We start from the raw sequence: 22,938 nt of genomic DNA, 5'->3' as shown, positions 1-22,938 counted from the left end.
CTGGATAGGGTGTAGGTAGGGCCGAAAAGCGCTCAATATAGCCTAAACTCGGCCCTCGCGAGTTGCGGCGTATCCAACGGCGGACGTTCAGGCCGCATTCGGGGTGGCGTGCAGCGCGGGCAGCGCCGACAGCACAGGCGCGGCGCGGTAGGTGTTGCGGCCGGCCTGCTTGGCCTGGTACAGCAGCATGTCGGCCCGGTTCAGCAGTTCGGCCGGGGTGACTTCCTCGCCCTGGTAGAAGGTCAGTCCGATGCTGGTGGAGACCGACACGGTGGCCACGTCCAGCTCGAACGGCGCCTGCATGGTGGTGACGATCTTGGCCGCCAGGTTCTCGGCATCCTCGCTGCGCGCCAGGCGCTCGACGATGATGGTGAACTCGTCGCCGCCCAGGCGCGCGATGGTGTCGCTGGCGCGCATGGCGTGCGTCAGGCGCGCCGAGAACACCTTCAGCAGCGCGTCGCCCACGCTGTGGCCGTAGGTGTCGTTGACCGGCTTGAAGCGGTCGATGTCCATATACATCACCGCCATCATGGTGTTGTTGTCGCGGCTGGCGGCCATGGCGTTGTTGAGCTCCTGCAGGAAGCCGGCGCGGTTGGTCAGCCCGGTGAGCGCGTCGATCTGCGACAGCTTGAGCAGGCGCTGCTTCTCGCGCTTTTGCGCCGTAATGTCCTGCCGCATGACGTGGAAGCCCACCACGCTGTAGCCGCCTTCGTCGAACTGCGGAATGTAGATCACCTCGAAGCTGCGCACGATGCTGTGGCTTTCGTCGTCCTCCTCGAAGGACAGCGTTTCGCCGGCCAGCGCGCGCTGGATATAGGGCTGCAGATACTGGTAGCGCTCATCGCCCACCGTCTCGCGGATGGTGCGGCCCACCATGTCGGTGCCGGACTGGCTGAATTCGCGCTCGTAGGCCAGGTTGTTGAAGCGGTAGACTTCGTCCTCGTCCACATAGGCGATCATGGCGGGCAGGGTGTCGGTGATGGTGCGCAGGCGCGCTTCGCTTTCGCGCAGCGCCATGACGGACTTGCGCATCAGCGTGATGTCGTCCAGCGTGCCGACAAAGCCATCGATGCGGCCGTCGATGATGATGGGCGCCACCTTCATCGAGGTCCAGACGATCTTGCCGTCCGGGTGCACGCAGCGCAGCGTGTCCTGGAAGGGCTGCAGCGTGTCGCGCAGGTGGCGGATGGCGGCGCTCAGCACCTCGCGGTCGTTTGGATGCACGCCCACCATCCAGGCGTCGCCCAGGGCCTGCTCGCGCGTCAGCCCGGTGATGGCTTCGAAGGTGCGGTTGACATAAGTGCAATGGCCGCTGGCGTCCGCGCGGATCAGGCCCAGCGGCGAGGCGTCGTTGACGGCCTGGAGTTCGGCCTGGTTCTGGCGCATTTTCAGCTCGTCGCGCTTGCGCGAGGTGATGTTGCGGGTGGTGACGGTCACGCCGTCGTCGATCGCCACGATCTGGTGGCGCAGCCAGCGCGGCTCGCCGGGCAGGGTGCGCGTCTCGAATTCCTCCTCCAGCGGCTGGCCGGTTTCCATCACCGCGCGGTAGCGGTCCAGAAAGCCTTCCTTGCGCCAGTTCGGCACCAGTTCGCCGATGCGCTGGCCCAGCAGCGTGTCGCGCGGCAGCTCCAGCATGCGCGCGCCGCGCTCGTTCACGTCGACCAGCGTGAAGTCCACCACCTCGCCGCGCGCGTGCGAGCGGCAGGCTTTCAGCAGGAACACCGCGTCCAGGCTGGCGTCGGCCGCCGCGCGCAGCTTCTGCTGGGCCTCGGTGGCCGCCAGCATGCTGCGGCGCAGCCGCCGGCTTTGCTGCATCAGCAGCGCGGCGAAGGCGCACACCAGCACCGAGGCCAGCGTGGCCAGCACAAAGTAGATGCGGCGCTGGTTCTCGAAGCGCGCCATGGACGAACTGACCGTGTTGCCCACCACCGCCGTCAGCGAGTAGCGCGGCATGTCGCGGTAGCTGTAGATGCGCTCCACGCCGTCCAGCGGCTGCTTCAGCGTCAGCTCGTCGGCGCTGCCGTAGGCGTCGGTGCTGGTGGTGGTGAAGTCGATGGCGTCGCTGATGTACAGGTGTTCCTCGATGCGGCCGATGGCCAGGCCGGTGTCGCGGCTGGTCAGCATCACCAGGCCGTTGGGCTCCACGTGCAGGCGGTCGTAGTCTTCCACGAAGTAGGCCGGGTCCACCATCAGCATGATGACGCCGGCGAACTGGCCCCTGGCGTCGTTCAGGCGCCGCGCAATCTGGATCTGCCACTTCTTGGTCTTGGGCTCGACCATGGGGTTGGAGGCCAGCGCCGCGTCGTCCTGCGCCAGCGTCAGGATCTTGAACATCGGGTCGGCGCTGATGTCCGGGCTGAAGAAGCCGTTGCGGCTTTCCAGCAGCCTGCCGTCGGCCAGGTAGAGCGCGATGGGCAGTTCCAGGCGCGAGGGCATGAGCGAATCGAGCAGGCCGCCCTTGCGGGTGAACTCGGGCAGGCGCAGCGTGCCGCCGGTTTCCTCGTATTTGAGCTTGAACAGCTGGGTGGCGTGCTCGGTCTGGCGCAGCAGGTGGCTGGTGTGTTCGGCCAGGGTGCGGGCCAGCGTCTGGCTGTGCAGCACCGCCTCGTGGCGCGCGCTGTGGTACTCCTGCTTGACCTGGTAGGCCACGGCGCCCCACATGGACAGCAGCAGCCCGAGGGCAAACGCGGGCAGCAAAACCGCCCGGTAGGTTTTGCGCAGGAAGCGCCGGACTGGGTTATCTGATCTTATCAATTGGTCGCCTTGGGGCTTTTGGGGTAACGCAGTCTCCATTGTGGGATATTTTGCACGTAAATCCGCTGCTTGGGTCCTGGCAAAACCAAAATAAATCCGCCGGGCAGGAAAAAATGATAAATCGCCAATGGAACGCCCGTTTTCTTTTAGAATGACGGGCTGCGTTTAACCATGGAAGGGCCGCGCTTTTGACCGAATTGACACTCAGCCTGGCGGCGGCGCGCGCCCTGCATCTGGCGGCGCAGGGGCTGTTGCAGCCGCGCCGCAGAAAAGCGCGCAAGGCCGACGTGCTGGAGGCGATACGGCAGATGGGCGTGCTGCAGATCGACACCATCCACGTGGTGGCGCGCAGTCCCTTCCTGGTGCTGTGGAGCCGCCTGGGCGACTATCCGCAGCCGTGGCTGGAGGAGCTGCTGGCCGAGGGCGCGCTGTTCGAGTACTGGGCGCACGAGGCCTGCTTCGTGCCGGTGGAGGATTACGGCCTGTACCGCCACCGCATGATAGACCCCGGTTCCATGGGCTGGAAGTACTCCGAGACCTGGATGGCCGAGCGGCGCGCCGACGTCGACGCGGTGCTGGCCCACATCCGCGCCAACGGCCCGGCGCGCTCCTCGGACTTCGAACGCACCGACGGCAAGGGCGGCGGCTGGTGGGAATGGAAGCCGGAAAAGCGCTCGCTGGAGGTGCTGTTCACGGCCGGCCAGCTGATGATAGCGCGGCGCCACAACTTCCAGCGCGTGTACGACCTGGCCGAGCGTGTGCTTGAACGCTCCCTGCCGGGGTGGGACGACAGCCGCATGCCCGCCATGGACGAGACCCGCCGCACCTTCGTGCTGAAAACGGTGAAGGCGCTGGGGCTGGCCAAGGCGTCCTGGATTGCCGACTACTTCCGCACCAAGCCGCCGCGCCTGGACCCGGAAACGCTGGTGGCCGAAGGCGCGCTGCTGCGCGCCCGCGTGCAGGGCTGGGATGAAGCGGTCTACATCCATCCCGAGCATGCCGCGCTGGCCGCCAGCGCGGCGGCCGGCGGCCTGGCTGCCACGGCGACCGCCATCCTGTCCCCGTTCGACCCGGTGGTGTGGGACCGCCGCCGCGCGCTGGAGCTGTTCAATTTCGACTATCGGCTTGAATGCTACACGCCGGCGGAAAAACGCCGCTACGGCTATTTCACGCTGCCCATCCTGCGCCGCGGCGCGCTGGTGGGCCGGGTGGACGCCAAGGCGCACCGGCGCGAGGGCGTGTTTGAACTGAAGTCCGTGGCGCTGGAGCCTGGCACGCGCGCCAGCGAGCGCTTCGTGCGCGACGTGGCGGCGGCCTTGCAGCGCTGCGCCAACTGGCACGGCTGCCCGCGGCTGCGGGTGCAAGGCGCCGAGCCGGCGGAATTTGCCGCCGTGCTGCAGGCCGAACTTGATAGCATGATGAAGACCGTATTGGAGACTATGTTGGAGAAGACTGCGTGACCCTGCCCGCCGCACCCGCCAGCCTGATTGGCGCCGACGGCCAGCCCCTGTTCGGACGCTACGCCGGTATGGCCGGGGGATTCGACTGGCGCGCGCTGGCCGCCCCGCATGCGCGCAGCGCCTTGTGGCGCGGCTTCCGCCACAAGCGCTGGCACTACGTGGCGCTGTCCACCGAGCAGGTGTTCTGCGCCGTGGCCATTGTGGACCTGGGCTGGATAGGCACCTGCTTCGGCTACGCCTTCGACCGCGACGACGGCGACATGCTGGCCAATTTCTCGCAGGACGGCCTGCCGTTGACGGCGGCCCGGGTGGCGGCGCACGCGGACGGCCGCAGCACCTTCAAGGTCAAGCAGACCTACATCAACATCGAAGGGCTGGGCGAGGGCCGCTACAAGCTGGAGCTGGACTGCCCCTACCTGGTCATCGACGCCGAATTCGGCCCCGCCGCCGCGCCGCCGCTGCTGGCTTGCGGCCCGGTCAAGAACGGCTCGGTGCACGCCACGCAGAAGTCGGCCGGCATGCCGCTGTCGGGCAACGTGAAGCTGTGGCGCGGCGAGTACGACCTGGCCGGCGGCGTGGCCAGTTTCGACTATTCCAACGGTCTGCTGGCGCGCAATACCGCCTGGCGCTGGGCGTCGGCGCATAATCTGGAACTGGGATTCAATTTGCAGGCCGGCTATTTCGGCGGCCACGAAAATGCGCTGTGGCTGGACGGCCAGGTGCACGCCCTGGGGCCGGCCCATTTCATCTACGACCAGGCCGATCCGCTGGCGCGCTGGCACATCTTCACCGAGGACGACCTGCTCGAGCTGTTTTTCACGCCGGAAGGCGCGCGCCGCCAGGACAAAAACCTGGTGGTGGCGGCCAGCCGCTATGTGCAGCCCATAGGCACTTTTACCGGCTGGGTGCGCAGCAGCGCGGACCAGCCGAAACGCATGGTGACGCAGCTGGTGGGCGTGACCGAAGACCACACCTCGCGCTGGTGAGCCAGCACCGGCGCGCGGGCTGAAAGGACGGCCGATGAGCATCAGGAACTTCAACAGTCTGTTCGACCCCGGCTCGGTGGCCGTGATCGGCGCTTCGCTGCGGCCGGGCAGCCTGGGCGCCATCGTGCTGACCAATATGGCCGAGGGCGGCTACGCCGGTGCGCTGTGGCCGGTCAACCCCAAATATGACGAGCTGCTGGGCGTGCGCTGCTACGGCAAGGTGTCGGCCCTGCCGAAGGCGCCGGACCTGGCCATTATCTGCACCCCGCCGGCCACGGTGCCGGGCCTGATCGCCGAACTGGGCGCGCGCGGCACGCGCGCCGCCGTGGTGCTCAGCAAAGGCCTGGACGAGACCCGCAGCGGCGGCAAGACGGCGCGCCAGGCCATGCTGGATGCGGCCAAGCCGCACCTGCTGCGCATCCTGGGTCCGGGCGGGGTGGGCCTGCTGGCCCCGCACAGCGGCCTGAACGCCAGCCTGGCCGAAGGCGGCGCCAAGGCCGGCAAGATCGCCTTCGTGTCGCAGTCGGACGCGCTGATGGCGGCGGTGCTGGACTGGGCGCGGCTGCACGGCATCGGCTTTTCCAAGTTCGCCTCGCTGGGTGAGCGCGCCGACATCGACCTGGGCGACCTGCTCGACTTCCTGGCCGACGACGCCGACACGGCGGCCATCCTGGTCTACATGGAAAACCTGGCCTGCGCGCGCAAATTCATGTCGGCGGCGCGCCTGGCCGCGCGCGCCAAGCCGGTGATCGTGCTCAAGGCGGGGCGCGACGCCAGCGACCCGGTCTACGACGCCGCCTTCCGCCGCGCCGGCATGCTGCGCGTGCATTCCACTGAAGACCTGTTCGACGCGGCCGAAACGCTGGCCCATGCGCGCGCGCTGCGCGGCGAGCGGCTCGCCATCGTGGCCAACGGCGGCGCGCTGGGCACCATCGCCACCGACGCGCTGGCCTACGCGGACGGCAAGCTGGCGCCGCTGTCGCCCGAGACCGTCAAGCTGCTGCGCGCGGCCCAGCCCGAGGTGGCCGCGCACGGGGCGTCCGCAGCGCAAAATCCCGTCCAGCTGGGCGGCGCCGCCACGCCCGAGCAGTACGTGGCCGCCTTCGAGGCGCTGCTGCGCGAGCCGCAGGTGGACGCGGTGCTGCTGATCCATGCGCCCGCCACCGGCGTGGACGCCAGCCGTATCGCCGCGCTGCTGGCGCCGCTGGCGCGCGGCTCGGGCAAGAACGTGCTGTCGTGCTGGCTGGGCGGGGCCTCGGTGGCCGGGGCACGCCGCGTGTTCGCCGAGGCCGGCCTGCCGAGCTACGACACGCCCGAGCAGGCCGTGCGCGGCTTCATGCAGATGGCGCAATACCGCCGCAACCAGGAATTGCTGATGGAGGTGCCGGGCCAGTTTCCGCCGGGCAGCAAGCCGGAACGCGCCGCCGCGCGCGCCGTCATCGCCGCCGCCATGGCCGAGGGGCGCCAGGTGCTGGCGCCGGAGGAAACGCGCGCCGTGCTGGGCGCTTACGGCATCCGCATGGCGGAGCCGGACAGCGCGCCGCCGCACAGCGACGAGCTTGCCATCGGCGTGCATGACGATCCCTCGTTCGGCCCGGTGATCAGCCTGGCGCCGGGCGGCGCGGCCGGCGCCCGCGCCCGCGCGGAGGCCCGCGTGATCGGCCTGCCGCCGCTCAACATGGTGCTGGCGCGCGACTTGCTTGAGCGCTCAGGGCTGGGCGACGGCGACGCCGTCTGCCACACGCTGATACAGGTGTCCGACCTGGTGGCCGATACCTGCGAACTGGCCAGCCTGGCTATCGATCCGCTGCTGGCTGGACGGGACGGCGGCGTGCTGGCGCTGGACGCGCGCATTACGCTGGGCGCGCCGCGCGCCAGCTACCGGCTGGCCATTCGCGCCTATCCGCAGGAGCTGGAGCAGGAAGTGCAGTGGCAGGGCGGGCCGCTGACGCTGCGCCCGATCCGGCCGGAGGACGCGCCGCAGCATGTCGAATTTTTTGCCAGGATAGATCCGGACGACGTGCGCCTGCGTTTCTTTTCCGCCATGCGCGAACTGCAGCCGGCGCAGCTGGCGCGGCTCACGCAAATCGACTACGACCGGGCCATGGCCTTTATCGCCACCCGCATCGGTAGTGGGGGCAAGCCCGAAACACTAGGGGTAGTAAGGGCTGTTGCAGACCCCGACAATCAGCACGCCGAATTCGCTATTTTGGTGCGTTCGGACTTGAAGGGAAAGGGCCTAGGCGCTATTCTGTTTCAAAAGCTGGTCGAATATTTCCGCAGCCGAGGCACTGCGGCGATAGTCGGCGAAGCGTTGTCTGAAAATGGCGGTGTCCAGCAGCTGGTCCGGCGCTTCGGCGGCACGGTCAGCCCGTCGCTGGAGCCAGGGATGGCCAATTTGCTGCTCAAGCTGCAAGCCTGAGGCAACCCGGATTACCAAGCTCTAATAACGGGACAGTTTGTGCTAGATCAAAGTCCCGGTCGTCGCGTTTATTTACACTTTTACTTCCGCCTCGTCGCATTGTGTGATTTCAGCTTGGAGTAAGAATGTTAACGGCCACCTACACCTTGGTTGCTCTGTCCGTCGAGCAAGCCAACATACGCGTCAGTTTGCTTTCGTTCCAAAAATACGTGCAGTCCACCCTGCTGCGCCAGAACAGCCTGACCTTGTCGCAGCTGGAATTCGCCTGCGAATCGCTGAACCGGCTGTACCAGGCTTGCCATTGGCGCAAGATCGAGATGTATCTGATCCCGGCCATCCGCCAGGCCACCGAGCAGGCCAACCAGCTGCTGGAAGAGCTGAACCGCCTCAATGACGTGGCGCTGGGCGTGATCCGTTCCTTGCAGCAGCAGGTTTCCGAGTCGAAAGACGAGTCGGAGCAGCGCGTGCAGGAAATCTGCTCCGGCATCGACGCTTTCTGCGAGTCGCTGCTGCAGCGCCTGGACAAGGAGGAGAAGGAGCTGTTCGCCGTGGCGCGCACCGTCATCGGTGGCGAGGCCTGGTTCGCCATCGCCAACCAGTTCCTGCTGCACGACGCCAACGTGGCCGAAGCGCGCCGCTGCAAGGGCGGCCAGCTGCACCTGGTGCCGGCGCCGGAGGCCAAGCCGCGCGCCGCGCAGGGGCGTCACAGCGGCGCGGATGCGCGCGAAGATGCGCTGCTGCCGGCGCTGGCGGTGCTGCCCATCGTGATGCCGGACGAGGACCTGGACCCGAATATCGCGGTCTCCGAACTGGTGCGTCCGCGCCGCCAGCGGCCGCTCAGCCGCGCGCTGGCGGACTAGCAAATAAATAGGGGGCAAAGCATTTGGCGTTCCTTTGCTATCATGGTGGTTTTGAGACAGCGATAGCCCATCATGTTCGAATTCCTCTTCAAGCGCCCCGGCGATGCACCCAACGGCCAGCCGGCCGACGCCGGGCAAGCTTCCGCTGCCGTGGCTGCGTCCGTGCAAGCTGAGCAGACCGCATCGCGCCGCGCCGCGCAGGCCGAGCGCGCCAAGGCGCTGGCCGAGGACGAGGCTGCCGCTGTCGAACTGATCTTGCAGAGCGAATTTGCCGACGTGCGGCTGGCTGCGGCCGCGCACGTGGTGTCGCAGCCAGCGCTGGAGAAGGTGCAGCAGGCCATGCGCAACACCGACCGCCGCGTGGCCAAGCTGATGCAGTCGCGCCTGGACGCGATCCGCCACCAGCAGGCCGAGCAGCGCCAGGCCTTGGCGGCCATCGCCAACGCGCGCAAACTGCTGGCCGACGAAAAACTCACGCCCAACCAGGTTGCCGAGCTGGACCGCTTGTGGAAGGTGATCGCCGCCACGCCGGAGCTGGCCGAGGAATTCAGCGGCGTGCGCGGCGCGCTGGGGCAGCGCCTGGAAGACCAGGTCAATCTGCAGCGCGCCGCGCTCGATGCGCTGGCCGCCGTGCGCCGCGTGGCGGCGGGCCAGGCGGACGCAGCCGAACTCGATGCGCTGGCCGGGGAACACGCCAAACACATGGCCGCGTCCGAAAAAGGCGCTTTGCCGCGCAATCTGCTGGGCGATTTTGAAACCGCCATGAGCGAGGCGCGCGCCAAGCTGGCAGCGCAGACTGGCGCGGCGGCAGCCGCCGCATCCGCATCCGCATCCGGCTCCGCCGGTGATGATGCCAGCGCGGCGCAAGCCGCTGCCGGCGGCAATGCTGCGGACGGCGCCGTTGCCAAGCAAGAGGCTGCCAACAGCGGCGCCCATACCGGCGCGGCCGGGGGCGATCCGGCGGAGATTGCGGGCGAGCAGGGCGCAAAGCCGCACGGCTCCGCCAAGCCGGCCGAACCGCGCCCGGCCAAACAGCGCGAGCTGTCGCCCGCCGCGCAGGAAGCCGCGCGCGAGGCCAACAAGCGCTTCATGGCCGCGCTGGACGCCATGGAGGCGGCGCTGGCCGAAGGCCAGCTGCACATCGCCAACGATCATGACAAAGTCCTTAAGGAAACCAAGACCGGCCGCCTGAGCACCGCCCAGGCCGACCGCCTGGCGCATGTGCGCGCCGACCTGAAGCGCCTGGGCGACTGGGCGCGCTGGGGCGGCAACGTTTCTCGCGAGGAACTGGTCAAGGCCGTGGAAGACCTCAAGGGCCAGCAGCTGGCCATGGCCGAGCTGGCCAAGAAAGTGGGCAGCATGCGCGAGCGCTGGAAAGCGCTGGACGTGGTCTCCGGCGCGGCCCCGAAAGGCCTGTGGGAGCGTTTCGACAGCGCCTGCACCGCCGCCTACGCGCCCGCCGCCGCCCATTTCAAGCACCTGGCCGACGAACGCCACACCAACGCCGCCAAGGGGCAGGCGCTGATCGCCGAGGTCGAGGCGCTGCAAGCCAAGTCCGCCGCCGGCGAACCCGACTTCAAGGCCCTGGCCGCCGCGTCGCAGCGCTTGCGCCAGGCCTGGGGCCGCCTGGGCGCCATCGACCGCAAGGAAAAGAAAAAGCTGGACACCGCTTTCGGCAAGGCCATGGACGCCATGCTGGCGCCGCTGGAGAACCAGCGCAGCATCGAAGTGGCTTGCCGCGAGCAGCTGATCGAGGAAACCGCCAAGCTCAACCCGTCCGACCGCCACACGCTGGACACGCTGCGCATCCTGCAGGAACGCTGGCAGGAGCACGCCAAGGCGCTGCCGCTGGAGCGCAAGCAGGAGCAAGCGCTGTGGCAGCGCTTCCGCGCCGCCTGCGACGCCATTTTCGCCGCCCGCAAGGAATCGGCCCACGCCGCCGACCACGAGCGCCGCGCCCATCTGCACGCCCGCGAGGCGATATGTGCGCAGCTGGAGCAAGCCACTTTCAGCGGCGACGACAAGGCCCAGCAGGCCGCCATCGCCAAGGCCCTGCGCGACGCCGCCAGCGCCTGGCACGCGTCCGGCCACGTGCCGCGCGCCAGCGAGCCCAAGATCGAGGCGCGCTACAAGGCCGCCGTGGCCGCCGTCCAGGCGCAGGGCGACGCCATCCGCAAACGCGCCGGCGCGGCCCAGGCCAACGCACTGCGCGACAAGCTGCGCCTGGCCCAGGCGCTGGAAACCGAGCTGGCCGGCGCCAACGGCGCCGGCGTGGATGCCGCCGGCTGGGACGAGCGCTGGAAAGCCTTGCCCGCGCTGGCCAATGAATACGAACGCGCGCTGCACACCCGTTTCGCCTCCGCGCTGTCCGCGTCGGCGGAGGAGGGCAAGCGCAGCGCCTATGCAGCCCAGCTGGAGGCGTCCCGCGCCAGGCTGCTGCAGGAAGTGCTGCGCCTGGAGATCGTGGCCGGCGTGGACAGCGGCGCCGAGTTTGCGCGCGAACGCCTGAAAATGCAGGTCGAAGTGCTGCAATCGTCGCTCAAGTCCGGCCAGAAGCCGATGACGCAAGCGGCCCAGTTCCTGCAACTGTGCGCCATGCCCGCGCTGGCGGACGCGCGCACCGCCACCCGCATTGAGCAGCTGTTCCGCCGCATAGGCGCGGAGGCGAAATGAAGCAGGTCCGGGTGCAGGCGGAGGACTTCGATGCCGCCGCCGAAGTGGCGCAGCTGCGCGCCGGAAACGCCAAGGTGGGCGGCATCGTCACCTTTGTGGGCACCGTGCGCGACCTGAATGAAGGCGCGGACGTGGCGGAAATGGAGCTCGAGCACTATCCGGGCATGACGGAGCAGTCGATCGAGGCCATTATCGAACAGGCCAAGGCGCGCTGGCCCATCTACGGCGCGCTGGTGATCCACCGCATCGGCCAGCTCAAGCCGACCGAGCAGATCGTGCTGGTGGCGGTCACGTCGGCCCATCGCGGCGAGGCCTTCGCCGCCTGCGAGTTCATTATCGACTTCCTCAAGACCGAAGCGCCGTTCTGGAAGAAAGAGCAGACCCCCGACGGCGCCCGCTGGGTCGACGCCCGCGTCAGCGACGACGCCGCCTTGAAGAAATGGACGGTTTCTTGATGTAGATCAGAATGCTCTCCTTGAAAACCGCTTGCGCAGCCCAATTTGCACAGTAGACCAATTCAGGAGCATTCGACATGCGGCAAGACAAACTCACCACCAAACTTCAGGAAGCCCTGGCCGACGCGCAAAGCTTGGCCGTGGGCAATGACAACCCCTATATCGAACCGGTGCACCTGCTGGTCGCCCTGGTCAACCAGGACGACGGCAGCGCGCGCTCGCTGCTGCAGCGCGCCGGCGTCAACGTCAACGGCCTGACCAACGCGCTGAAATCCTCGCTGGAGCGCCTGCCCAAGGTGTCCGGCACCAGCGGCGACGTGCAGGTCAGCCGCGAGCTGATGGGCGTGCTCAACCTGGCCGACAAGGAAGCGCAGAAGCGCGGCGACCAGTTCGTGTCCAGCGAAATGATCCTGCTGGCGCTGGCCGACGACAAGTCGGACGCCGGCAAGCTGGCGCGCGAGGGCGGCCTGACCCGCAAGGCGCTGGAAGCGGCGATCGACACCGTGCGCGGCGGCGGCAAGGTGGACTCGCAGGAAGCCGAAGGCCAGCGCGAGGCGCTGAAAAAATACACGCTGGACCTCACCGAGCGCGCCCGCGCCGGCAAGCTGGACCCGGTGATCGGCCGCGATGATGAAATCCGCCGCGCCATCCAGGTGCTGCAGCGCCGCACCAAGAACAATCCCGTGCTGATCGGCGAACCAGGCGTGGGCAAGACCGCCATCGTCGAAGGCCTGGCGCAGCGCATCGTCAACAACGAAGTGCCCGATTCGCTGCGCGGCAAGCGCGTGCTGTCGCTGGACATGGCGGCCCTGCTGGCGGGCGCCAAATACCGCGGCGAGTTCGAGGAGCGCCTGAAATCGGTGCTGAAGGAACTGGCCATGGACGAAGGCCAGACCATCGTCTTCATCGACGAGCTGCACACTATGGTGGGCGCGGGCAAGGCCGAAGGCGCCATGGACGCGGGCAATATGCTCAAGCCTGCGCTGGCGCGCGGCGAGCTGCACTGCGTGGGCGCGACCACGCTGGACGAATACCGCAAATACATCGAGAAGGACGCCGCGCTGGAGCGCCGCTTCCAGAAAATCCTGGTCGACGAGCCGACCGTGGAGGCCACCATCGCCATCCTGCGCGGCTTGCAGGACAAGTACGAGCTGCACCACAAGGTTGCCATCACCGACGCGGCCATCATCGCGGCGGCCGAGCTGTCGCACCGCTACATCACGGACCGCTTCCTGCCCGACAAGGCGATTGACCTGATCGACGAGGCGGCCTCCAAGATCAAGATCGAGATCGACTCCAAGCCGGAGGTGATGGACAAGCTGGAACGCCGCCTGATCCAGCTGAAGATCGAGAAGGAAGCCGTCAAGAAGGAAAAGGACGAGGCCTCGCGCCGCCGCCTGGACCTGATCGACGAGGAAATCGTCAAGCTGCAGCGCGAGTACAACGACTTCGAGGAAATCCTGAAGGCCGAGAAGGCCAATGTGCAGGGCACCACGCACATCAAGGAGGAAATCGAGCGCATCAAGCAGCAGATGGAGGAAGCCACGCGCGCCTCCAACTGGCAGCGCGTGTCCGAGCTCCAGTACGGCAAGCTGCCGGAGCTGGAGTCGCAGCTCAAGCAGGCCGAAACGGCAGGCGCCGCGCCGGACAGCGCGGACAAGCCCAAGCTGCTGCGCACCCAGGTGGGCGCGGAGGAAATCGCCGAAGTGGTGTCGCGCGCAACCGGCATTCCCGTGTCGCGCATGATGACGGGCGAGCGCGAGAAGCTGCTGCACATTGAGGAGAAGCTGCACGAGCGCGTGGTGGGCCAGGACGAGGCCATCAACGCGGTGGCGGACGCCATCCGCCGTTCGCGCGCGGGCCTGGGCGATCCCAACCGCCCATACGGCTCCTTCATGTTCCTCGGCCCCACCGGCGTGGGCAAGACCGAGCTGACCAAGGCGCTGGCGTCCTTCCTGTTCGACACCGAGGAATCGCTGATCCGCCTGGACATGAGCGAGTTCATGGAGAAGCATTCGGTGGCCCGCCTGATCGGCGCGCCGCCCGGCTACGTGGGCTACGACGAGGGCGGCTATCTGACCGAAGCGGTGCGCCGCAAGCCTTACAGCGTGATCCTGCTGGACGAGGTGGAGAAGGCGCACCACGACGTGTTCAACGTGCTGCTGCAGGTGCTGGACGACGGCCGCATGACCGACGGCCAGGGCCGCACGGTGGACTTCAAGAACACCGTCATCATCATGACGTCGAATCTCGGTTCGCAGAAGATCCAGTCCATGGAGGATTCCGATCCTGCGCTGGTGAAGCTGTCGGTGATGGCCGAGGTGCGCTCGCACTTCCGTCCGGAGTTCATCAACCGTATCGACGAGATCGTGGTGTTCCACGGCCTGGACGAGAAGAACATCGGTTCCATCGCCAAGATCCAGCTGCACATCCTGGAACAGCGCCTGGCGCGCATGGACATGGCGCTGGTGGTGAGCGACGCGGCGCTGCAGAAGATCGCAGAGGCGGGCTACGATCCAGTGTACGGCGCGCGGCCGCTGAAGCGCGCCATCCAGCAGCAGATCGAAAATCCGCTGTCGCGTTTGATACTGGAAGGCCGCTTCGGTCCGAAAGACACCATCCGCGTCGACGAACGCAACGGCGCGCTGGTCTTCGAAGCCGAAGCCGCCTAGCCGGCTTCCCGCTCCCCAAAATCCTCCACCTCATAGCGGTCCAGAAAACGCCTCGGCTCACGCCGGGGCAGGCCGCTGTCCGCCATCGCGAAGCGCAGCCGGTCCGCCTCCAGCTGCTCTATCGTGCGCCGCACGTAGGCGCCGAGCGACTGCCGCGTGGTGCATTTCTGCCACATCGGATAGCGTCCGCTGACGCGGTAGCCGTCCAGGTATTCAATCTCAAAATCGCACTCGAAATAATCCTGCGGCCCGGTGGCCCAGCTGCGCAGCAGTTTGTCGGCAGACACGAAGGAGCCCAGTACCGCCGTCACATGGGCGCGCTCCTGGTGGATGCGGATTTTGGCGATTCCTACTTTTTCGTCATAGTGCATGGCATGCTCGCGAAGGTCAGTGCCGCATTTCGCCGTCAACCTGGCGCCACAGATGCAGCGGGTTGGCGTCCTGCAGCGCGGCGGGCAGCAGGCTGGGTGGAACATCTAGATAAAACACGGGACGCAGAAAGCGCGCCATCGCCTGCGCGGCGGTGGCGCCGCTGAACACCGGCATGGAGGTGAAGCTGTTCACATTCACATGGCGCGCCATGCGTTCGAGCTGCGGCATCAGGCGCGCGGCCAGGGCGCTGTCGCCGCTGTCCATGTGCAGGCTCGCCACCAGCTGCGGGCCGAGCCGCGCGGCCACCGCCATCAGCTCATCGGGGCAGGCGCAGCGCAGCAGCAGCCCGGCGGGACCGGGACGGTCCTCCGCCAGCGTGGGCGCGGCCAGCAGGCTGCAAGCTTCCGCCTCGGCGAATACGGCGCGCGCCAGGGGCAGGTCCTGCGCCTGGCCTTCGTCTTCGCCCTTGCCCTCGGCCAGCAAGTCCACATGCCCGCTGCGCAGCAGCCGTTCGACCGTGCCGGCGTGAACCTGCCGCGCACCGCCGGCCAGCGCCACCGGCGGCAGGGCCTGTACGCCGTCGATGATGGTCTCCCGCAAATCGATATAGCCGTCGCCCTCTATCGCCACCACCATGCCGGGCTTGAACTGGCGGTGCCCGGTGCAGGGGCTGAAGTGCATCAGCAACTGCTGGCCCAGGTGCTCGGCGCGCGCATTGAGCGCGTGCGGCAGGATGAACACGGGATTGCTGCTGGCCGTCTCCAGCAGCACCGGCACCGGCTCGCTGCGGTCCAGGCTGCGCCGCATCAGCGCCATGCCTTCGGCGCGGTTGCCGGAGAAGGTGGCGGCCTTCACGTCGGGATGGCAGAGCAGTGCGCCGGCGCTGGCGGCGCTTGGCGCCACCAGGCTGTACACGCCTTGCGGCAAGCCGCTGGCCCGCACCGCCGCGGCGATGGCATCGGCCAGCAGCGCGCAGGTGCGCGGGTGGCTGGCGCTGCCGCGCACCAGGACCGGGCAGCCGGCGGCCAGCGCGGACAGCGCATCGGCCGCCGCCGCCGCATACACCGGCGCGGCGCAGTCCAGGCCGGTGCCCAGCACCGCCACCGGTCCCAGCGCAATATTCTGCATGCGCTGGCCGGGCGGCGCGGTTTCTATGGCCGCCCCCAGCCAGAGATGGCGGCGCAGCACCGCGCTGCAGGCGCGTAGTTGTTGTAGCAATGCATCATGTTCTATGGCAATAGCGGAAGGGCTGGCGCCCAGTTCGGCGGCGGCGCTGGCGGCCACGGCCTCGCGCGCGCTGCCGACATGCTGCGAGATCAGGTCCAGCAGGCGGCAACGCTCCTCCACGCTGCTGTGGCGCAGCGCCTCGGCGGCTTCATCGGCGCGGCGCGCTGCCGTGTCCAGGCTGGTCCAGGCGAACTGCGGCAGCGGGACGGCGGAGGTGTTCGGGTTGTTCACTAGGGCATGCCTTTGAAGGTCTGTGGCGCTCGAATATTGTAAAAAGTATTCCGTGCAGCAGTTAATAAATTCTTGTAAATTGGCGTTAAATATCCATAAGGGATAGGCGCCGGCCATACCGACGATTGAATGACCTCCAACCACACAGCCATCCTGTTTGGCGCCTATCGCCTGGTGCCGTCCGAACGCGCGCTTTTCGAGGGCGGGCAGCCGGTACGCCTGAGCGGACGCGCTTTCGACCTGTTGCTGGTGTTGCTGGAACGGCCAGGCGAAGTGCTCAGCAAGGACGAGCTGATCGCCCGTGTGTGGCCCAGCACCTGCGTCGAGGAAGGCAATCTGCGGGTGCATATCGGCGCACTGCGCAGGGCGCTGCGCGACGCCAGCGGCAGCCAGTACGTGGAAAACGTGGTCGGGCGCGGCTACAGCTTCGTGGCGCCGGTGCGGCGCGTTGCGCAGGACGCCGGCGGGGCGGCGGAGCAGTCGGCGCAGCCGCCAGCACAGCCGCCCGGGGCGCAGCCGGCTCCGGCGGCGGCCGCTCTGTCCTCTTTCCGTATCATTGGCCGCGACGACACCCTGCGCCATCTGGCCGCGCAGGTGCCGCAGCGCCGCCTGGTCACCCTGGCGGGGCCGGGCGGCATCGGCAAGACCACCGTGGCGCTGGCCGCCGCCGAGGCGCTGGCGCCCGCCTTTGCGCACGGCGCCCTGCTGGTCGACCTGGCGCCGCTGACCGGCGGCGCGCAAGTGACCAGCGCACTGGCGCTGGCGCTGGGCATGCCCGCCATGTCCAGCGACCCGCTGTCCACGCTGGTGGCGCATCTGCACGCCATGCACGTGCTGCTGGTGTTGGACAACTGCGAGCACCTGATCGACAGCGTGGCCGCCCTGGCCGAGCGCCTGCTGCGCCAGGCGCCGCGCGTGCACATGCTGGCCACCAGCCGCGAGCCGCTGCGGGCGGACGCCGAGTGGGTGCACCGTCTGCCACCGCTGGCGCTGCCGCCGGTGCTGCCCGCCCACAGCCCGGCCGCGCTGGCGGCGCTGGCTGCCACCCCCGCAGTGCAGCTATTCGTCGAACGCGCCACGGCCGGCATGGACAGCTTCCGCCTGCACGAAGACAACGCCGCCGCCGTGGCCGACATCTGCCGCCGGCTGGACGGCATACCGCTGGCCATCGAGCTGGCGGCGGGCCGGGCCGAGTTCTTCGGCGTGCACGGCCTGGCTGCGCGGCTGGAGGATTGCTTCACTGTGCTCAAGCGCGGCCGCCGCACCGCCTTGCCGCGCCACCAGACGCTGCGCGCCACGCTGGACTGGAGCTACGACATGCTGGGCGCAGCCGAGCAGGCCGTGCTGCGCCGCTGCGCCATTTTCCGCGCGCCGTTCACGCTCGACTGCGCGGCGGAGGTGGCGCAATGCGGCGGCATCAGCGCGGAGGAGGTACTCGACTGCATCGCCAACCTGGCCGCCAAGTCGCTGCTGAGCGCCGACGGCGGCGCCGCGCAATTCCGCCTGCTGGGCACCACGCGCGCCTACGCGCTGGACAAGCTGCGCGCCAGCGGCGAACTGGCCGTGGTGGCGCGGCGCTACGCGCAGCGTTGCCGCGATTTCCTGCGCCCCGCCCAGGCCGAGCTGGAGCACCAGCCCCTGCAGGCCTGGCTGGCCACCTACGGCCGCAGCATCGACCACGTGCGCGCCGTGCTCGATTGGACCTTGAGCATGGACGGTGCGGACGGCGACCTTGCCTTGGGCCTGGAGCTGTGCGCCCTGTCAGGCCCGCTGTGGTATCAGCTCTCGCTAATGGACGAATACCGCAGCCGCTTGCAGCAGGCGCTGGGACTGGCGCGCCAGGCGGGCGCCGACGCGCTGGCGCCGCAGCTGGAAATGCCGCTGGCGCTGGCGCTGGGCCACGCGCTGCTGCACACCGGCGACCAGGCCGACAACGCCGGGCGCACGCAGGCGTTCACGCGCGCGCTCGAGCTGGCGCAGCAGACCGGCGACAACGCCAGCCGCATGGGCGCGCTGTGGGGCTGCTACATCGACGCCATCTTCAACGGCGACTACCAGCTGGCGCTGGGCTACGCGGAGCGCTTCGGCGTTGCGGCGGCCAGCGCCGGCGGCGAGCTTCATCAACTGGCGCACGCCCGCATGCTGGCGCGCACCATGCACTACCTCGGCCACCAGGACCGCGCGCGCCGCCATATTGAATTCGTGGCCCGGCACCCGCTGGACCGCGCGCGCCTGTCGCACGGGCGCGGCTTCCAGCTGGACCAGCACATCTCCACCATGGCCATCCACAGCCGCGTGCTGTGGCTGCAAGGCCAGCCCGAGCAAGCGATGGAAGTCGCGCGCGCCTGCGTGGAGACCGGGCTGCAGGCCAGCCACGGCATTTCGTTGTGCTTTGCGGTGCTGGCCGGGTGCACCATCTTCACCTGGTGCGGCGACGAAGCCGAAGGACAGCGCTGCACCGCCTTGATGCTGGACCACGCACAGCGCTGCGCACTGCCGCAATGGCATTTCTGGGGCGAAGGCTACGCCATGGCGCAGCGCCTGCTGCACGGCCAGGCACCAGGGGAAAAGGAAGTATTCCTGCTGCAGCAGGACCGGCACTGCGGCAATCTGCAGGTGGACGTGCTGGCCACGTTGCATCCGCGCCTGCTGACGGCGCGGGCGATCGCGCGCGCCGAGGGCGGCAGCGCAGGCTGGAGCCGCGCCGAAGTCATGCGCTGCCAGGGCGAGGCCCTGCGCCAGGCCGGGGCCATGGAACAGGCCGAACAGCTATTCACACGCGCGCTTACTATCGCAGGTGAGCAGGGCGCGCTGGCCTGGGAACTGCGCGCCGCCACCAGCCTGGCGCGGCTGCAAAGCGCGCAAGGCCGGCGCCAGGAAGCGCGCACCCAGCTCGACGCCGTCTACAGCCGCTACACCGAAGGCCACGCCACCCGCGACCTGCAAGCAGCGCACACCCTGCTCGCCGACCTCGCCGCAGGCCGCCCCGCAGCGCCATCAGCTAAGCAAAAAACGCCGACGGCGTCGTCCCGAACGTCTTCTTGAACATCGCCGAAAACGCCGACTGGCTGGCATAGCCCAGTTGCTCCGCCACCTGCGCCAGCGGCAGCCCGCGCGCGATCAGCGGCGCCGCGTGCGCCAGCCGCACCTGCTGCCGCCACTGTCCGAAAGTCAGCCCCAGCTCGCGCTCAAACAGGCGCGCCAGCGTGCGCTCGGACGCGCCCACCTGCCTCGCCCAGTGCTCCAGCGTCTGCGGCGCGCCCGGATCCTCCATCAGCGCGGCGCACAGCACCTTCAGCCGCTTGTCCTCCGGCAGCGGCACGCGGATGGGGCGCGTGGCCGAGCGCCCCAGCTCGTCCAGTATCAGCTCCGCCAGCAGCGGCTCGCGCGGCGAGGCCAGGTCCAGATCCAGCTGCTCCAGCGCCACGATCAGCTCGCGCAGCAAACTGGACACCTCCAGCACCTGGCACTCCGTGCCCGTGAACGGCGCCCGTTCGGCCAGCACGCACAGCGGCCGCAGGCGCGCCTTTTCCAGCACCGTCACCGCGTGCTCCACGTGCGGCGCAATCCAGATCGCCCGCAGCGGCGGCACGATCCAGCTGCTGTTGTTGGCCGTTACCCGCACCACGCCCTCCAGCGCATACGTCACCTGACCCCATGCATGGCTGTGCGGCGCCATGAACTCGTCCGCCTCCAGGTCGCGCGCGCGCAGGGTGACCGGCCGCGCCGCGCTGGGTTCGTTGCGGGGATGATAATGGTTGGTATGGGTGACAACGGGGATGAGCATGGCACGCCTTGGCAGAATCGCGACAAAAGATGTCCGCCTATCTTAAATCAGCCGCCGCCGGATTGCTACACTGGAATTTGCACACAACTCTGGAGTCAGCATGAGCACCGCTAGCTTGCGGCAGGATGCGCGCGTGATAGGCCTGGTCGGCTTCGCGCACGGCACCTCGCACTTTTACCACCTGATCCTGGCCGCGCTGTTCCCGTGGCTCAAGCCCGAATTCAACCTGTCCTATGCCGAACTGGGCCTGCTGATGACGGTGTTCTTCGTCGTCTCCGGCATCGGCCAGGCGCTGGCCGGCTTCGTGGTCGACCGCTTCGGCGCGCGCGCCGTGCTGTGCTCCGGCATTGCGCTGTTGGGCGTGTCCGCGCTGGCGCTGGCCGCCGCGCCCAACTACACCATGCTGCTGGCCGGCGCCATGCTGGCGGGCGTGGGCAACAGCGTGTTCCACCCTGCCGACTACACGCTGCTGAACCAGCGCGTGTCCAAGGCGCGGCTGGCGCACGGCTTCTCGGTGCACGGCATCAGCGGCAACATCGGCTGGGCGCTGTCGCCCATCTTCATGACCTTCGTCACCACCCTGTCGAGCTGGCGCACCGCGCTGCTGTGCGCTGCCGCGCTGCCCTTCATCGTGCTGCTGGTGCTGTTCCTGAACCGCCACGCGCTGCGGCCCGACCCCATCGCGCGCGCCGCGCCGGGGCAGGCCGCAGGCGGCTCGCTGGCCTTCCTGGGCCTGAAGTCGGTGTGGATGTGCTTCGCCTTCTTCTTCATCACCGCGCTGGCGCTGGCCGGCATCCAGAGCTTCGCCTCCACCGCGCTGGTGTCGCTGTATGGCATGTCGCTGGGCTGGGCCACCTCCGCCTACACCGCCTACATGGCGGCGTCGGCGGCGGGGATGGCGCTGGGCGGCTTCCTGGGCGCGCGCAATACCAACCATGACCGCACCATCACCATCGCCTTCGGAGCTGCCGCCGCGCTGGCCGTGCTGCTGGCGCTGGCCGTGGTGCCGTGGTGGATGGCGGTGGTGCTGATGGGCGCCATCGGTTTCGCCTCCGGCATCGCCGGGCCGTCGCGCGACCTGCTGATACGCGCCGCCGCGCCGCCCAACGCCACCGGCCGCGTGTTCGGCGTGGTGTATTCGGGGCTGGACAGCGGCCTGTCGGTCGGCCCGCTGGTGTTCGGCGCGCTGATGGACGCGCATCAGCCATCCTGGGTGTTTGTGCTGATAGGCGGATTCCAGGCCATGGCGATCGCCACGGCGGTGGGCGTGGGCAGCAATACCCGCGCGGTACGCCTGCAAAAGGCTTAGAATCGTCGCTGATTGCCAACTTCAAGCCGGAGATCCCATGAGCTTTGCCACCACCGACCTGTGCGACGACAATGCGGACCTGCTGGAGAGCGGCGTGCTGGCCGTGCTGCCGCCCGTGTATCAGCATTTTGGGCAGCACAAAAAGTTCAGCGGCCCCGCCACCACGCTCAAGGTGTTCGAGGACAACGCGCTGGTGCGCAGCACGCTGGAGACGCCCGGCAATGGCGGCGTGCTGGTGGTCGACGGCGGCGGCAGCCTGCGGCGCGCGCTGGTGGGCGGGCAACTGGGCCTGCTGGCGCAGGACAACGGCTGGGCCGGCATCGTGGTGTACGGCTGCATCCGCGACACCGACGAAATCAACGCCTGCGCCGTCGGGGTGCGCGCGCTGGCCGCCCATCCGCAGAAAAGCGCCAAAAACGGCGCCGGCGCGCGCGACGTGCGGGTCCACATCAGCGGCGTCGCGGTCCGCCCCGGCGACTGGATCTATGCCGACGCCGACGGCATCCTCGTCTCCCAGCATCAACTCGGCTAGAGCCTGCTTGCGCGGGCGCCTTTGATCCCGCCCAAACTTCATGCGCGCCAGCACCCCGGCCGGGCCGTACCAGCCGTAGACTTTGCGCATGCGCGCCGACTTTGACACCGGATACAAACAGCTATTCGCCCACCCCGAGATGGTGCGCGACCTGCTGCAAGCCTGTTTGCCTTTCGCCTGGGCGGGAAAACTCGATGTGTCCGCTTTCGAGCGCATCAATGCCAGTTACGTCGGCGGCGCAGGCGCACAGCGCCATGACGACATGGTTTGGCGCTTGCGTGTTGGCGGAGAATCCATTTACGTCTATCTCTTGCTTGAATTCCAGTCCTCCAGCGACCGCTGGATGGCTCTGCGCATGCAAGTCTATGTGGGCTTGCTCTACCAGGATTTGATCAAGCGCCACAAGCTTGGCCGCAGCGGAAAACTTCCGCCAGTGCTGCCTATAGTCCTGTACGGAGGCCGGCGCGCCTGGACTGCGAGCCGTGCACTTTCAGGGCTGGCGTTGCCCGCACCCGAGGGCCTGGCATGGCTGCAGCCTGAGCAGCAGTATTTGCTGGTCGACCATCACCGTATGGCTGCGGCGCCCCCAGCCGAGCGCAATCTGGTGGCTGCACTGTTTGGATTGCGGCAGTGCCACTCTAAGCAAGGCTGTGTTGAGCTACTGAAATCCTTTGGAGTCTGGCTGAAGGCGGAACGTAACATGCCCTTGCGCGACAGCCTGTCGAGCTGGATAGAACGCTGTTTGCGGCATAAGCTACAACCAAGGGTATCGCTGGAAAGGGAGGTGGCCATCATGAAGGACAAATATTTTGATTCGTGGGAAGAGTGCGTATTCGACGAGGCTATGCATGGACGGGAAGAAGGACGGGAAGAAGGGCGGGAAGAAGGACGGGAAGAAGTATTGCAAGGCAATCGTGCCTTGCTACTGAGATTGTTGGCCAAGCGCGCCGGCGCCACGCCACCCGCATGGGAGCAGCGCGTGGCCGCCTCCAGCCTGGCGGACTTGCAGGGCTGGATAGAAAAACTGTTCGACGGCGCGACCCCGCAGGACCTGTTCGGCCGGCCATAAAAGAAATGGCCGCACGCGTTGAGGCAACGGTGCGGCCGATTCGTTTGCGCAGCTTGTCCGGACAAGCTGTGAAACGGGCCTAGCCCCACGCCGTAACAACCGGATACCGCTTTTAGCGTCGACATCATC

At 68.0% G+C, this 22,938-nt stretch carries 15 protein-coding genes; 11 read left to right on the top strand and 4 right to left on the bottom strand.

From position 1 onward, the window contains the following. Positions 1–87: 87 nt before the first annotated feature. Positions 88–2,754 carry a sensor domain-containing diguanylate cyclase gene (locus AC07S4_RS23580; protein WP_494988940.1) on the bottom strand — a complete coding sequence of 889 codons (2,667 nt, stop codon included), beginning with the start codon at positions 2,752–2,754 and terminating at the stop codon, positions 88–90. 188 nt (positions 2,755–2,942) lie between these two features. Between AC07S4_RS23580 and AC07S4_RS23575 the strand changes: the two genes are divergently transcribed. From AC07S4_RS23575 to clpB, 7 genes are all read left to right on the top strand, one after another. Next, positions 2,943–4,214, top strand: coding sequence for a winged helix-turn-helix domain-containing protein (locus AC07S4_RS23575; protein ID WP_494988939.1), 1,272 nt, complete (start codon positions 2,943–2,945; stop codon positions 4,212–4,214). Continuing rightward, on the top strand, positions 4,211–5,200 hold the full coding sequence (locus AC07S4_RS23570; RefSeq protein ID WP_494988938.1) for a DUF2804 domain-containing protein: 990 nt from the start codon (positions 4,211–4,213) through the stop codon (positions 5,198–5,200). Before AC07S4_RS23575 ends, AC07S4_RS23570 begins: the two co-directional genes overlap by 4 nt. Before the next feature lie 34 nt (positions 5,201–5,234). Further along, a complete protein-coding gene (locus AC07S4_RS23565) occupies positions 5,235–7,622 on the top strand; it encodes a bifunctional acetate--CoA ligase family protein/GNAT family N-acetyltransferase (RefSeq protein ID WP_494988937.1) in 2,388 nt (795 codons plus the stop codon). Positions 7,623–7,747: 125 nt separating this feature from the next. Next, entirely contained in the window at positions 7,748–8,482 is a 735-nt protein-coding gene (locus AC07S4_RS23560; protein ID WP_494988936.1) for a hemerythrin domain-containing protein, read from the top strand. Between the two features lie 72 nt (positions 8,483–8,554). Continuing rightward, positions 8,555–11,155, top strand: coding sequence for a DUF349 domain-containing protein (locus tag AC07S4_RS23555; RefSeq protein WP_494988935.1), 2,601 nt, complete (start codon positions 8,555–8,557; stop codon positions 11,153–11,155). Continuing rightward, positions 11,152–11,610, top strand: coding sequence for a molybdopterin synthase catalytic subunit MoaE (gene moaE, locus AC07S4_RS23550; RefSeq protein WP_494988934.1), 459 nt, complete (start codon positions 11,152–11,154; stop codon positions 11,608–11,610). Before AC07S4_RS23555 ends, moaE begins: the two co-directional genes overlap by 4 nt. Positions 11,611–11,687: 77 nt before the next feature. Further along, positions 11,688–14,282 carry an ATP-dependent chaperone ClpB gene (gene clpB, locus AC07S4_RS23545; protein ID WP_494988933.1) on the top strand — a complete coding sequence of 865 codons (2,595 nt, stop codon included), beginning with the start codon at positions 11,688–11,690 and terminating at the stop codon, positions 14,280–14,282. On the opposite strand, the gene AC07S4_RS23540 is transcribed toward clpB, so the two are convergent. Both AC07S4_RS23540 and AC07S4_RS23535 read right to left on the bottom strand, forming a co-directional pair. Continuing rightward, complete coding sequence (locus AC07S4_RS23540; protein WP_161074698.1) at positions 14,279–14,653, bottom strand: hypothetical protein; 375 nt, start codon at positions 14,651–14,653, stop codon at positions 14,279–14,281. The two genes, clpB and AC07S4_RS23540, sit on opposite strands and share 4 nt — an antisense overlap. A 16-nt stretch (positions 14,654–14,669) precedes the next feature. After that, complete coding sequence (locus tag AC07S4_RS23535) at positions 14,670–16,112, bottom strand: aldehyde dehydrogenase family protein (protein WP_494988932.1); 1,443 nt, start codon at positions 16,110–16,112, stop codon at positions 14,670–14,672. 129 nt (positions 16,113–16,241) lie between these two features. Between AC07S4_RS23535 and AC07S4_RS23530 the strand changes: the two genes are divergently transcribed. Next, entirely contained in the window at positions 16,242–19,157 is a 2,916-nt protein-coding gene (locus tag AC07S4_RS23530; RefSeq protein WP_494988931.1) for an ATP-binding protein, read from the top strand. Here AC07S4_RS23530 and AC07S4_RS23525 read toward each other — a convergent pair. Next, complete coding sequence (locus AC07S4_RS23525; protein ID WP_494988930.1) at positions 19,114–19,899, bottom strand: AraC family transcriptional regulator; 786 nt, start codon at positions 19,897–19,899, stop codon at positions 19,114–19,116. The genes AC07S4_RS23530 and AC07S4_RS23525 overlap by 44 nt on opposite strands. A gap of 100 nt (positions 19,900–19,999) precedes the next feature. On the opposite strand from AC07S4_RS23525, the gene AC07S4_RS23520 reads away from it, so the two are divergent. From AC07S4_RS23520 to AC07S4_RS23510, 3 genes are all read left to right on the top strand, one after another. Continuing rightward, positions 20,000–21,208 (top strand): MFS transporter, encoded by a 1,209-nt coding sequence (locus AC07S4_RS23520; protein WP_494988929.1) that lies wholly within the window; start codon positions 20,000–20,002, stop codon positions 21,206–21,208. A gap of 37 nt (positions 21,209–21,245) precedes the next feature. Beyond that, positions 21,246–21,740: a ribonuclease E activity regulator RraA gene (gene rraA, locus AC07S4_RS23515; RefSeq protein WP_494988928.1), complete on the top strand. Its 495-nt coding sequence runs from the start codon at positions 21,246–21,248 to the stop codon at positions 21,738–21,740. Positions 21,741–21,828: 88 nt separating this feature from the next. Beyond that, on the top strand, positions 21,829–22,809 hold the full coding sequence (locus tag AC07S4_RS23510; protein WP_494988927.1) for an Rpn family recombination-promoting nuclease/putative transposase: 981 nt from the start codon (positions 21,829–21,831) through the stop codon (positions 22,807–22,809). The last annotated feature ends 129 nt before the right edge of the window (positions 22,810–22,938 follow it).

The sequence above is a fragment of the Pseudoduganella sp. GW821-FHT05F09 genome, assembly GCF_059419605.1.
Note: the sequence above shows the minus strand (reverse complement) of the source record. Positions and strands in the feature narration are given on the sequence as shown.

Bases quoted from the DNA above. Each gene is read 5' to 3' on its own strand.
- AC07S4_RS23565 (WP_494988937.1), top strand. From the start codon at position 5,235: ATGAGCATCAGGAACTTCAACAGTCTGTTCGACCCCGGCTCGGTGGCC.
- AC07S4_RS23560 (WP_494988936.1), top strand. From the start codon at position 7,748: ATGTTAACGGCCACCTACACCTTGGTTGCTCTGTCCGTCGAGCAAGCC.
- AC07S4_RS23555 (WP_494988935.1), top strand. From the start codon at position 8,555: ATGTTCGAATTCCTCTTCAAGCGCCCCGGCGATGCACCCAACGGCCAG.
- moaE (WP_494988934.1), top strand. From the start codon at position 11,152: ATGAAGCAGGTCCGGGTGCAGGCGGAGGACTTCGATGCCGCCGCCGAA.
- clpB (WP_494988933.1), top strand. From the start codon at position 11,688: ATGCGGCAAGACAAACTCACCACCAAACTTCAGGAAGCCCTGGCCGAC.
- AC07S4_RS23540 (WP_161074698.1), bottom strand. From the start codon at position 14,653: ATGCACTATGACGAAAAAGTAGGAATCGCCAAAATCCGCATCCACCAG.
- AC07S4_RS23530 (WP_494988931.1), top strand. From the start codon at position 16,242: ATGACCTCCAACCACACAGCCATCCTGTTTGGCGCCTATCGCCTGGTG.
- AC07S4_RS23525 (WP_494988930.1), bottom strand. From the start codon at position 19,899: ATGCTCATCCCCGTTGTCACCCATACCAACCATTATCATCCCCGCAAC.
- AC07S4_RS23520 (WP_494988929.1), top strand. From the start codon at position 20,000: ATGAGCACCGCTAGCTTGCGGCAGGATGCGCGCGTGATAGGCCTGGTC.
- rraA (WP_494988928.1), top strand. From the start codon at position 21,246: ATGAGCTTTGCCACCACCGACCTGTGCGACGACAATGCGGACCTGCTG.
- AC07S4_RS23510 (WP_494988927.1), top strand. From the start codon at position 21,829: ATGCGCGCCGACTTTGACACCGGATACAAACAGCTATTCGCCCACCCC.